This window comes from uncultured Mycobacterium sp., from assembly GCF_964249325.1.
Taxonomy (GTDB): domain Bacteria; phylum Actinomycetota; class Actinomycetes; order Mycobacteriales; family Mycobacteriaceae; genus Mycobacterium.
Window position 1 is genome coordinate 1 of the sequence record NZ_CAXUCH010000001.1, and the last position, 10,992, is coordinate 10,992.

Annotated in this window: 12 protein-coding genes and 1 pseudogene (1 of these 13 only partly in view); 10 read left to right on the forward strand and 3 right to left on the reverse strand. The window is 67.0% G+C overall.

What is annotated here, in order from left to right; all coding sequences use genetic code 11:
* From ACFE99_RS00005 to mnmA, 3 genes are all read left to right on the forward strand, one after another.
* A partial coding sequence (locus ACFE99_RS00005; protein WP_375481203.1) for an electron transfer flavoprotein subunit alpha/FixB family protein occupies positions 1 to 400 on the forward strand: 400 nt, incomplete at its 5' end.
* A gap of 75 nt (positions 401 to 475) precedes the next feature.
* Positions 476 to 1,654, forward strand: coding sequence for a cysteine desulfurase family protein (locus ACFE99_RS00010; RefSeq protein WP_375481205.1), 1,179 nt, complete (start codon positions 476 to 478; stop codon positions 1,652 to 1,654).
* On the forward strand, positions 1,651 to 2,724 hold the full coding sequence (gene mnmA, locus ACFE99_RS00015; RefSeq protein ID WP_375481207.1) for a tRNA 2-thiouridine(34) synthase MnmA: 1,074 nt from the start codon (positions 1,651 to 1,653) through the stop codon (positions 2,722 to 2,724). Before ACFE99_RS00010 ends, mnmA begins: the two co-directional genes overlap by 4 nt.
* A gap of 5 nt (positions 2,725 to 2,729) precedes the next feature.
* Here the strand turns inward: mnmA and ACFE99_RS00020 are convergent, their stop codons facing one another.
* Positions 2,730 to 3,362: a sensor domain-containing protein gene (locus ACFE99_RS00020; protein ID WP_375481209.1), complete on the reverse strand. Its 633-nt coding sequence runs from the start codon at positions 3,360 to 3,362 to the stop codon at positions 2,730 to 2,732.
* A gap of 108 nt (positions 3,363 to 3,470) precedes the next feature.
* Between ACFE99_RS00020 and ACFE99_RS00025 the strand changes: the two genes are divergently transcribed.
* The 4 genes from ACFE99_RS00025 to ligA all read left to right on the forward strand — a co-directional run bounded on the left by ACFE99_RS00025 (position 3,471) and on the right by ligA (position 7,533).
* A complete protein-coding gene (locus ACFE99_RS00025; protein ID WP_375481211.1) occupies positions 3,471 to 4,487 on the forward strand; it encodes a methionine synthase in 1,017 nt (338 codons plus the stop codon).
* A gap of 76 nt (positions 4,488 to 4,563) precedes the next feature.
* Complete coding sequence (locus ACFE99_RS00030) at positions 4,564 to 5,076, forward strand: SRPBCC family protein (protein ID WP_375481213.1); 513 nt, start codon at positions 4,564 to 4,566, stop codon at positions 5,074 to 5,076.
* Positions 5,073 to 5,411 (forward strand): ArsR/SmtB family transcription factor, encoded by a 339-nt coding sequence (locus ACFE99_RS00035; RefSeq protein WP_375481215.1) that lies wholly within the window; start codon positions 5,073 to 5,075, stop codon positions 5,409 to 5,411. The genes ACFE99_RS00030 and ACFE99_RS00035 overlap by 4 nt, the downstream gene beginning before the upstream one ends.
* 37 nt (positions 5,412 to 5,448) lie before the next feature.
* The gene (ligA, locus tag ACFE99_RS00040) at positions 5,449 to 7,533 is read left to right on the forward strand and encodes an NAD-dependent DNA ligase LigA (RefSeq protein ID WP_375481217.1); all 2,085 of its coding nucleotides are present in this window, start codon (positions 5,449 to 5,451) and stop codon (positions 7,531 to 7,533) included.
* A gap of 14 nt (positions 7,534 to 7,547) precedes the next feature.
* Here the strand turns inward: ligA and ACFE99_RS00045 are convergent, their stop codons facing one another.
* Complete coding sequence (locus ACFE99_RS00045; RefSeq protein ID WP_375481359.1) at positions 7,548 to 8,696, reverse strand: cytochrome P450; 1,149 nt, start codon at positions 8,694 to 8,696, stop codon at positions 7,548 to 7,550.
* A gap of 122 nt (positions 8,697 to 8,818) precedes the next feature.
* On the opposite strand from ACFE99_RS00045, the gene ACFE99_RS00050 reads away from it, so the two are divergent.
* Positions 8,819 to 9,394: a TetR/AcrR family transcriptional regulator gene (locus ACFE99_RS00050; protein WP_375481219.1), complete on the forward strand. Its 576-nt coding sequence runs from the start codon at positions 8,819 to 8,821 to the stop codon at positions 9,392 to 9,394.
* Between the two features lie 19 nt (positions 9,395 to 9,413).
* Here the strand turns inward: ACFE99_RS00050 and ACFE99_RS00055 are convergent, their stop codons facing one another.
* Entirely contained in the window at positions 9,414 to 10,073 is a 660-nt protein-coding gene (locus tag ACFE99_RS00055) for an amino acid-binding protein (RefSeq protein ID WP_375481221.1), read from the reverse strand.
* A 107-nt stretch (positions 10,074 to 10,180) separates the two neighbouring features.
* On the opposite strand from ACFE99_RS00055, the gene gatC reads away from it, so the two are divergent.
* Entirely contained in the window at positions 10,181 to 10,480 is a 300-nt protein-coding gene (gatC, locus tag ACFE99_RS00060) for an Asp-tRNA(Asn)/Glu-tRNA(Gln) amidotransferase subunit GatC (RefSeq protein ID WP_375481361.1), read from the forward strand.
* Positions 10,477 to 10,992, forward strand: a pseudogene (locus ACFE99_RS00065) (amidase family protein); it runs 911 nt beyond the window's last position. Before gatC ends, ACFE99_RS00065 begins: the two are co-directional and overlap by 4 nt.

Sequence of the window (10,992 nt, forward strand, 5' to 3'; positions counted from 1 at the left end):
CGCCGTGGCCGGCGACCGCCCCGAGCTGACCGAGGCCGCCATCGTGGTGTCCGGTGGACGTGGGGTCGGCAGCGCGGAGAACTTCCGGGTGGTCGAAGAGCTGGCCGACTCGCTGGGTGCCGCGGTCGGCGCCTCGCGGGCCGCCGTCGACTCCGGCTACTACCCGGGCCAGTTCCAGGTCGGCCAGACCGGCAAGACGGTGTCGCCCCAGCTCTACATCGCGTTGGGCATCTCCGGGGCGATTCAGCACCGCGCCGGCATGCAGACCTCCAAGACCATCGTCGCGGTCAACAAGGACGAAGAAGCCCCGATCTTCGAGATCGCCGACTACGGCGTGGTCGGCGACCTGTTCAAGGTGGCCCCGCAGCTCACCGAGGCGGTCAAAGCCCGCAAGGGCTAACCCCATTCGCTGCGGCTCCGCACCTTGCGTGCGGGGCCGTTGGCGTCTGCAGGCCGCCGGTATCCTGGGCGGGTCATGGTGTACCTGGACCACGCCGCCACCACCCCGATGTATCGCGCAGCCATCGAGGCGATGACGGCTGTCCTGGGAACCGTCGGTAATGCTTCGTCGCTGCACACCACCGGCCGCGCGGCGCGCCGCCGGATGGAGGAGTCGCGCGAGCTGATCGCCGACAAGCTGGGCGCGCGTCCCTCGGAGGTGGTCTTCACCGCGGGCGGCACCGAAAGCGACAATCTTGCCGTCAAAGGGATTTACTGGGCGCGCCGCGACGCTCAGCCGCGCCATCGGCGCATCGTCGCCACCGCGGTGGAGCATCACGCCGTCCTCGACTCGGTGAGCTGGCTGGCCGAACACGAAGGCGCCGAGGTGACTTGGCTGCCCACCAATTCGGATGGGTCAGTTTCACCGGCCGCGTTGCGCGACGCGCTCGACGGGTATGACGACGTGGCGCTGGTGTCGGTGATGTGGGCCAACAACGAGGTCGGCACAGTCATGCCGATCGCTGAACTCGCCGCGATCGCAGCAGAATTCGATGTGCCGATGCACAGTGACGCGATCCAGGCGGTGGGCCAGCTGCCGGTCGACTTCACCGCCAGCGGCCTGTCGGCAATGAGTTTGGCGGCGCACAAGTTCGGTGGTCCGCCTGGTGTCGGCGCGTTGCTGTTGCGTCGTGACGTCGGCTGTGTGCCGCTAACGCACGGTGGCGGTCAAGAGCGCGACATCCGTTCTGGCACACCGGATGTCGCTGGTGCTGTCGCGACGGCGACGGCGACGCAGATCGCGGTCGACGGGCTGCAGGCCAACAGCGAGCGGCTCCGCTCCCTGAGAGACCGGCTGATCGACGGCGTTCTGGCGTCGGTTCCAGACGCCCACCTCAACGGTGCGCGGGAGCTGCGGTTGCCTGGCAACACCCACTTCACGTTTGACGGTTGCGAGGGCGACGCGCTGCTCATGTTGCTGGATGCCAACGGAATCGAGTGCTCGACCGGCTCGGCGTGCACCGCGGGCGTCGCACAGCCGTCGCATGTGCTGGTGGCGATGGGTGCCGATGCGGCCAGTGCCCGTAGCTCGCTGCGATTGTCGCTGGGGCACACCAGCGTCGACGCCGACGTCGACGCTGCGCTGCAGGTGCTACCTGGTGCGGTGTCCCGCGCGCGGCAGGCCGCACTGGCCGCTGCTGGGGTGTCGCGATGAAAGTTCTCGCCGCGATGAGCGGCGGCGTCGACTCCTCGGTGGCTGCTGCGCGGATGGTGGACGCGGGCCACGACGTGGTCGGCGTGCATCTGGCGCTGTCCAGTGCACCCGGCACGCTGCGGACCGGCTCGCGAGGCTGCTGCTCCAAGGAGGACGCCGGCGATGCCCGCAGAGTCGCCGATGTGCTCGGAATCCCTTTCTACGTATGGAATTTCGCGGAGAAGTTCAAGGAAGACGTGATCGACGACTTCGTGACGTCCTATGGCCGCGGAGAGACTCCCAATCCCTGCGTGCGGTGCAATCAGCGGATCAAGTTCTCGGCGCTGTCGGCGCGCGCGCTGGCGTTGGGTTTCGACGCCGTGGCCACCGGCCACTACGCCCGGCTCTCCGGTGGACGACTGCGCCGGGCGGTCGACCGGGACAAGGACCAGTCCTACGTGTTGGCCGTGCTCACCGCCGACCAGCTACGCCACGCGGCGTTCCCGGTCGGCGACACACCAAAGCCACAGATTCGGGCGGAGGCCGCCCGCCGCGGCCTGGCGGTCGCGGAAAAGCCTGACAGCTATGACATCTGCTTCATTCCTTCCGGAGACACCCGGGCCTTTCTCGGCGAGCGCATCGGGGTCCGTCGGGGCACCGTGGTCGACGCGCGCGGCACGGTGCTGGCCGAACATGAGGGGGTGCACGGGTTCACGATCGGGCAGCGCAAAGGACTGGGCATCGCCGGTCCCGGCCCCGACGGTCGGCCTCGCTACGTGACGGCGATCGATGCCGACACCGCGACCGTACGGGTGGGTGAGGCCGCCGACCTCGACGTGTGGGCACTGATCGGACGCGAACCGGTGTTCACCGCCGGAACAGCGCCGCGGGGACCCGTCGAGTGCGTGGTTCAGGTCCGTGCCCACGGCGAAACTGTTCCGGCCACAGCGGAATCGAAGGGCGACGCGCTCGTGGTTGCGCTGCACGATCGGTTGCGGGGCGTCGCCTGCGGGCAGACTCTGGTGCTGTATCGCCCAGACCCCGACGGCGACGAGGTGATCGGCAGCGCCACCGTCGCCGGCACCTCATAGCTGTGTTAGCTGGGCACCTTTGCCGTGATGTTGGTCATCACGATGTCGGGCACCGACTCGGGAAAACCGCAGAAGGTGACTTCCAGCAAAACGACTGACTTGACCCGATAATCGCGCCCGCAGGCGCCCGGTCGGGTGTGCAACGAGTCTTCCTCGGTGTTCCATTCGCCGACCAACAGCCATCCCGCCGAAGTGGCCGCGCAGTGCTCCACGGTGGTGACGAGGGTGTTGAAGCTGCGGCGCGCGGTCTCGGCGTCGCGATATCCAGCAGCGCCTTCGGAGATCAGCGCACCTTTCGGCGGGTACTGGAACGTCGTCTTGTGAAACTGCTCGACATCCGGTCCAAAAGTTGAGCTGTCGGCGTAGAAGAACCGGCATTGCGGCGGGGCTGATTGGGCCAGCGAGTCCAGGTCCACCAGTTGGCTGCCGTCCATCGTCGGGATGATCGTCAGGTCGTCCCCCGTGCCGGTGATCGCGCGCATCCGCGACTGGTCCAACAGCACTTCTTCGACGTCGAGAGCCGACATGACACCGTGGAATCCGAATCCGGGAACCGCTGCGCCATCCACCACACGGGTGCATGCGGCGGCCACCAACGTCGCGCAACACCACACCAGCGCGCGCGTCGCTACCGCCACGTGCGACATCTCGTCAGGATCCTTCCTGCGTCGAGCCTACGTGCGGGGCCCGGCTCCCGGTAGCGACCCTGGCCCCGGTGTTGGCGCGGCGTCGAATACGGTTGGCCGATGAGTGTTTTCGCAACGGCTAGCGGCAACGGCTCGTGGCCGGGCGACTCACCGCGCCAAGCTGCCGAGGTCGTCGTCGGTGAGCTGGCCGACGCGTTGGCCCACATTGTCGAGCTGCCCGCCCGCGGAGTGGGTGCCGACATGATCGGGCGTGCGGGCGCGCTGCTCATCGACGTGGCCATCGACACCGTGCCGCGCGGTTATCGCATCGCCGCCCGACCCGGCGCGGTGATGCGCAGGGCGGCCAGCCTGCTCGACGAGGACATCGACGCGCTGGAAGAGGCATGGGAAAAGGCGGGTCTGCGCGGCAGCGGCCGCCCGGTCAAGGTGCAGGCCGCCGGGCCGGTGACCTTAGCGGCCGAGTTGGAGCTTGCCAACGGACACCGGGCGATCACCGACCACGGCGCCGTGCGCGACCTCGCCGCGTCACTGGCCGAGGGCGTCGCCGCCCACCGCGCTGCGGTATCACGCCGGCTCGACACACCGGTCGTGGTGCAGTTCGACGAGCCGTCGCTCCCGGCGGCCCTGGCTGGGCAGCTGACCGGCGTCACCGCGTTGACCACGGTCGACCCGATCGACGAGGCACTGGCCAGGGCAGCGCTCGACACCTGTGTCGCCGCTGCGGGCGCTGATGTGCTGCTGCATAGTTGTGCATCGCCATTGCCGTGGAACCTGTTGCAAGCCAGCAGTTTTCATGCGGTATCTGTCGACGCCAGGACCGCGCGGCACACTGCGGACCTCGACGGTATCGCGGAATTCGTCGAATCGGGGCGAACGGTGATGCTCGGCGTCGTGCCTGCCAGCGCCCCTGCGCAGCGACCGTCAGTCGAAGAAATCGCCGCCGCCACCGTCGCGATCACCGACCGACTCGCTTTCGCCCGCCCACAGTTGCGTGAGCGGATCGGCATCACCCCGGCATGCGGTCTGGCCGGCGCAACCCCGGAGTGGGCCCGCACCGCCATCAAGCTGGCCCGACGGGCGGCGCAGGCGTTCGCCGAAGACCCCGATGCCATCTAGCGAAACCGACACGCAACCAAACGGTTGCATATCAACGCTGGACGTGCTGTACTCATATGCAACCAGGAGGTTGCATATGAGTACAGATCGAATCGTAAAGCAGGTTGTGCTACGCGCGCCGTTGGAGCGGGTCTGGCGGGCCATCAGCGAGGCGGAAGAATTCGGCCGCTGGTTCGGCGTCCGCTTCGACGGTTCTTTCGTCGCTGGGAAATCGGTCACCGCGACGATCACGCCGACCACCGTCGACGACGACGTCGCCAAACTCCAAGAGCCGCATGCCGGAAACCAAAGCACCTGGCAGATCGGCGCGGTCGAACCTCCGACAAGGTTGGCATACCGCTGGCATCCGTGCGCCGGCGAGCCGGACGACGACGAGGAGCCCACCACGTTGGTGGAGTTCACCTTGACGGAGACTCCCGACGGCGTGCTGCTGACCGTCGTCGAATCCGGTTTCGACGCCCTGCCGGAACCGCGCCGTTCCGATGCGTTCGAGGCCAACAGCGGAGGCTGGGCCCACCAGGTCCGGCTGGTGCAGAAGTACCTGGCGCAGGTCGGCCATCCGGCGGCCGCGGAGGATCAAACGGTGTGAGTGCACCGATCGCGGTCGACCGTGCGGTGCCGGTATGCCCCGTTTTCAGCGCACTCGGCGACCTCAACCGTCTGAGCATCATCGCCCGGCTATGCGAGGGTGGGCCGAGCTCGACTTCTCAAGTCAGCCAAGCGATTCCGGTCACACGGCAGGCCGCGACCAAACACTTGCAGCTGCTGGAGGTGGCGGGATTGGTCAGTAGCAGCCGGCGAGGACGTGAACGCATCTGGACCTTGCGCACCGAACCGCTGGCGCAAGCCAGCGACTATCTGACCGCGTTGTCGCGTCGTTGGGACGCGGCGATCGACCGGCTGCGGGCATACGTCGAACAGTGACGGCGCTCTCGTCGGAGACCTCGGATAACCTGCCAAGGTGAGCTCAGCAGAGGCTGATTCGGTCGCACCCGACATCCGGCGACAGTGGCAGGAACTGGCCGACGACGTCCGCGAACACCAGTTCCGCTACTACGTGCGCGACGCGCCGATCATCTCCGATGCGGAGTTCGACAAACTGTTCGGCCGGCTCATCGCCCTCGAAGAGCAATATCCCGAGCTGCGCAAACCCGATTCACCCACCCAGCTGGTCGGTGGCGCGGGTTTTGCCACCGACTTCATGCCGGCCGAACATCTGGAGCGGATGCTCAGCCTGGACAACGCATTCAGCGAGGAGGAACTCGCCGCCTGGGCCGCCCGTATCCGCGCCGAAGTCGGCGACGAGGCCCATTACCTGTGCGAACTGAAGATCGACGGAGTGGCGCTGTCGCTGGTGTACCGCGACGGCCGCCTCACTCGGGCGGCCACCCGCGGGGACGGCCGCACCGGTGAGGATGTCACGCTGAACGCCCGCACGATCGACGACGTGCCCGAGCGGCTCAAGGCCAGCGACGACTTCTCGATACCCGCGGTGCTCGAGGTGCGCGGAGAGGTGTTTTTCCGGATCGCCGACTTCGAAGCGCTTAACGCCGCTTTGGTCGCCGACGGAAAATCGCCGTTCGCCAATCCGCGAAACAGCGCCGCGGGATCGCTTCGGCAAAAGGATCCCGCGGTGACCGCACGTCGCAAACTGCGGATGATCTGCCACGGCATAGGGCACACCGAAGGTTTTCGCCCGGCCACCCTGCATGAGGCGTACCTGGCGTTGGCGGCCTGGGGGCTACCGGTTTCCGAGCACACCAAACGTGTCGACGATTTAGCCGGCGTGCAGCAGCAGATCGACTATTGGGGCGAGCACCGCCACGATGTCGACCACGAAATCGACGGTGTCGTCGTTAAAGTCGACGAGGTTGCCCTGCAGCGCAGGCTGGGTTCGACCTCGCGGGCGCCGCGGTGGGCGATCGCCTACAAATATCCTCCCGAGGAGGCGCAGACCAAACTGCTGGACATCCGCGTCAATGTCGGTCGCACTGGGCGGGTCACGCCGTTCGCGTTCATGACACCGGTGAAGGTCGCCGGCTCGACCGTCGGGCTGGCTACCCTGCACAACGCTTCGGAGGTCGAGCGCAAGGGCGTACTGATCGGCGACACCGTGGTGATCCGCAAGGCCGGGGACGTGATCCCCGAGGTGCTGGGCCCCGTAGTCGATCTGCGCGACGGCTCCGAACGCGAATTCGTCATGCCCACAACGTGTCCCGAGTGCGGCACCACGTTGGCGCCGGCCAAGGAGGGCGACGCCGATATCCGTTGTCCCAACGCTCGATCGTGCCCCGCGCAGCTGCGGGAACGTGTTTTTCACGTCGCCAGCCGCGGCGCGCTGGATGTCGAGGGACTCGGCTACGAGGCGGGTATCGCGCTGCTGCAGGCGAAGGTCATTGCAGACGAGGGTGATCTGTTCAGCCTCGCCGAGGACGACCTGTTGCGCACGGAGCTTTTCCGGACGAAAGCCGGGGCGCTGTCGGCCAATGGCAAGCGGCTGCTGGCCAACTTGGACGAGGCGAAATCGCGGCCGCTGTGGCGGGTGCTGGTGGCGCTGTCGATCCGTCATGTGGGACCGACGGCCGCGCGGGCGCTGGCCACCGAGTTCGGCAGCATGGACGCGATCATGTCGGCGTCGACCGAGCAGCTGGCCGCGGTGGAGGGCGTCGGACCGACGATCGCCGCCGCAGTCACCGAGTGGTTCAGCGTCGACTGGCATCGCGCGATCGTCGAGAAGTGGCGGGCAGCGGGCGTACGGATGGCCGACGAGCGCGACACCAGCGTGCCGCGGACGCTGGAGGGCCTGACCATCGTGGTCACCGGATCGCTGACCGGGTTCTCGCGCGACGACGCCAAGGAGGCCATCGTGGCCCGCGGCGGCAAGGCAGCCGGCTCGGTGTCAAAGAAAACCGACTACGTCGTCGCCGGTGATTCGCCCGGTTCGAAATACGACAAGGCTGTCGAGCTGGGTGTGCCGATCCTCGACGAAGAGGGATTCCGGAAGCTGCTGGCCGACGGGCCGGCCGGTATTTCAGCCGTCGAGTAATGACCCAGCTCGACTCACCAGGACACGGGTAGTTCGACGAGGCCGCCGGCCAGCACGTCGCTACGCACAGTCAGCGTCGCCGGATCCACCGCCAGGTGCATCGACGGAAACCGTGGAATGAGTTGGGTTAGCACGGTTTTCAGCTCGATACGCGCCAACGGTGCCCCAATGCAATAACGTGCACCGTACCCGAAGGTGACATGAGGTGCTTCCTTGCGGAAGATGTCGAGACGGTCTGGTTGGCCGAACATCGCCGGGTCATGGTTTGCCGATCCAATGTCCAGCAGCACTAAGTCTCCGGCGTCGATGGCAACGCCGTCAATCTCGAAATCTATGCGCGCATAGCGGGGTATGCCGCCGACGCCGCCGCCGGATGTCGTTGCGCGTAAGAGTTCCTCGACCGCGATCGGAATCATCGTGGGGTCAGCCAGAAGCGCCTGCCACTGAGGTGGATTCGTCAACAACATCAGTGCGGACAGTCCGATCGCAACGACGGTGGTCTCGTGTCCGGCAAAGAGCAATGCCATCGATAGCAGGGCTGCCTCGACGTCGGAGACGCCAGAGGTCGCACAGAGTCGAGAGATCACGTCGTCGTCGGGATGGGCGCGTTTGTGCTCAACCAACTTCAGGCTGTAGCTGAACAACTCGGCCATGCCTTGCTCTGAGCGGACGTGATCGCACACGTTGGCGGTGTCCTGTGTCCACCCGCGGAACTGGTCACGATCGGAGTAAGGCACACCGAGTAGCTCGCAGATCACCAAAATCGGCAGCGGCACAGCTAACTTCGCGTGCAAGTCGGCTGGAGGGCCCAGTTGCGCTAATGCGTCGAGCAGCCCGCTGGTGAGCGCTTCGACCCTTGGCACCAGCATCCGCAGGTGACTGGGCGAGAAGTGTGGTTGCAGCAGCGAACGCATCCGTGCGTGGTCGGCCTCTTCAGTGTCGAAGTTGCCCAGCGGGCCACCGAACAATGCCGACTGCCCGATGCGCGCGGCGGTGTCGGGCTTCGGATGTGCGCGACCGAGTCGATCGTCGTCGAGCAACCGCCGCACCTGGGCATATCCGGTGACCAGCCATCCCTCGTGGCCTGCCGGCGTACGGATGCGATGAATAGGGCCCTGGGTCTGCAACGCACGCAGTGGGGGCGGGAATTCGAGGGGATGCATCTGCGGAAACGGCAGCTGGGCTGATGTGGTCACCGCATCCTCCAAGTAAGGGCGCTCTTGTATAAGATGCTATGGACAAGGTTAGTTGTAAACTTTCCTTTAAACAAGAGGGGGAGGTTGCGGTGACGGTTGCCCGAGCCGAGCCGACGCGACGGCTGCCCCGCGCGCAACGGCGTGAACAGATCCTCGACGCCGCCACTCGAGCCTTCGCCCGCGCCGGCTTCGCCAACACTGGCCTCGATGTCATCGCCGCGGAAGCCGGTATCAGTCCGGTGATCCTGTACCGGCACTTCGCGTCGAAGGCTGACCTCTACCGCGAAGTGCTCGACAACGGTTACCGCCGGCTCCGCCAGGCCACCGGCGGCGACGAGTTCGACGATGGCAGCATCCCCGCGCTAGTGCGTGCAGCCGCTGCTGATCCGGACGCCTTCCGGCTGCTGTTTCGCTATGCCTCCCGCGAACCCGAATTTCGAGACGTCATCGAAACTCTCCACGAGAACGGGACCGAGATCACGCGCCGCCACCTTGCCGGCATCGCCGACGAGCGGTGGCGGAGCTGGGCAGCACACCTTTTGCCCAGCCTCACCACGGACGCCGTCATCGCCTGGCTTGACGCCGGCCAGCCCGACCCCGATCAGGCCGCCGGCCGTATTCGCCATGTGGTCGACGCGGTGCTCCAGGCCGCCGAGCCCCGCTGATTCAAGGAGCGGCGCGCGTTCAGCGCAGCATCGTCGCGACGATCCCGGCCAGATATCCCAACCGCGCCACCTCCGACGGACGAAATGCCGGTCCACCGGGTCGGCCCAACATCACCGCGGTGTGCGGATCACCGAGAGGCCCCGCCACCAAGGTGGTGTCCATATCGCGCCACGCGCGCGGAACCCATTCGGCGGCACCGTCCAACGCCTCCACGCGCTCGATCGGCAACCACGGCGCCGACTCCACCTTCGTTTCCGGCGCGCCCGCACTGCCGACCATCACATCGAGGCCGGTGCCGATCTTGCGCACTATCGTGCACCAGCCCACCCGCAGCACCCGCGGCGCTTCGTCGGCCAGCACCTTCAGCCTGGAATCGTTGTCGCCGGCCGCGGCGATATGGTCGAGAAGCTCTAGCTCACGGTGAGCCTCCAACAGCCCGGTATGCGGCCGCAGGCTGTCTACCCGGATGCCCTTGAGCGCTTCGGCCGCGGTGATCAAGGTGTCCGGCATCGCCCCCGGCGGCAGCTCGACCACCAGGTCGTCGATCGCATACCCGGATGCGCGGTCCACCACATCGAGCGACAAAATGTCGGCCCCGACCGAGCCGAGCGCCACGGCCAGAGAACCGAGGCTGCCCGGTCGGTCCACCAGCTGGACGCGCAGGAGATACGACGGCACGCGCACACTGTGACACAGCGATCCGCCGACGGCATTTCGGCTGGGCCGCCCTCGGCTGCGTGACGGCGCCGCTGGCCTGACGATTAGGCTTTTCGGTCGTGTCCCAGATCTCCCGCATCTCCCGTCAGGAGGTCGCGCACCTGGCGCGGCTGGCCCGCCTGGCATTGACCGACGCCGAGTTGGACAGCTTTGCCAGCCAACTCGACGCCATTCTGACCCACGTCAGTGCGATCCAGGCGGTCGACGTCACCGGCGTCGAAGCGACCGGCAACCCGCTCAAAGACGTCAACGTCACCCGGACCGACGAGATCACGCCGTGCCTGACCCAGCAGGAAGCGCTTGCCCAGGCGCCCGAGGCCGTCGACGGCCGCTTCGCCGTTCCCAAGATCCTCGGTGAGCCGCAATGACCGACATCGTCCGGCTGGACGCCGCCAGCTTGGCCGCCAAGATCGCCGACAAGGAGCTGTCGTCCACAGAGCTGACCCAGGCCTGCCTGGACCAGATCCAGGCAACCGACGATCGGTACAACGCCTTCCTGCACGTTGCCGCAGAGCAGGCGTTGGCTGCGGCGGGCGCGGTCGACAAGTCGCTGGCCGCCGGTGAGCCGCTGGCGTCGCCGCTGGCCGGCGTGCCGTTGGCACTCAAGGACGTGTTCACCACGGTCGACATGCCCACCACCTGCGGATCGAAGATCCTCGAGGGCTGGCGGTCCCCCTACGACGCCACCCTCACTTCCCGGCTGCGTGCGGCCGGCATCCCGATCCTTGGCAAGACCAACATGGACGAGTTCGCGATGGGCTCGTCGACCGAGAACTCCGCCTACGGCCCTACCCGCAATCCGTGGGACGTCGAGCGGGTGCCCGGCGGCTCCGGCGGCGGCACGGCGGCGGCGCTGGCCGCTTTCCAGGCGCCGCTGGGC

Bases quoted from the DNA above. Each gene is read 5' to 3' on its own strand.
- ACFE99_RS00010 (WP_375481205.1), top strand. From the start codon at position 476: ATGGTGTACCTGGACCACGCCGCCACCACCCCGATGTATCGCGCAGCC.
- mnmA (WP_375481207.1), top strand. From the start codon at position 1,651: ATGAAAGTTCTCGCCGCGATGAGCGGCGGCGTCGACTCCTCGGTGGCT.
- ACFE99_RS00025 (WP_375481211.1), top strand. From the start codon at position 3,471: ATGAGTGTTTTCGCAACGGCTAGCGGCAACGGCTCGTGGCCGGGCGAC.
- ACFE99_RS00030 (WP_375481213.1), top strand. From the start codon at position 4,564: ATGAGTACAGATCGAATCGTAAAGCAGGTTGTGCTACGCGCGCCGTTG.
- ACFE99_RS00045 (WP_375481359.1), bottom strand. From the start codon at position 8,696: ATGCATCCCCTCGAATTCCCGCCCCCACTGCGTGCGTTGCAGACCCAG.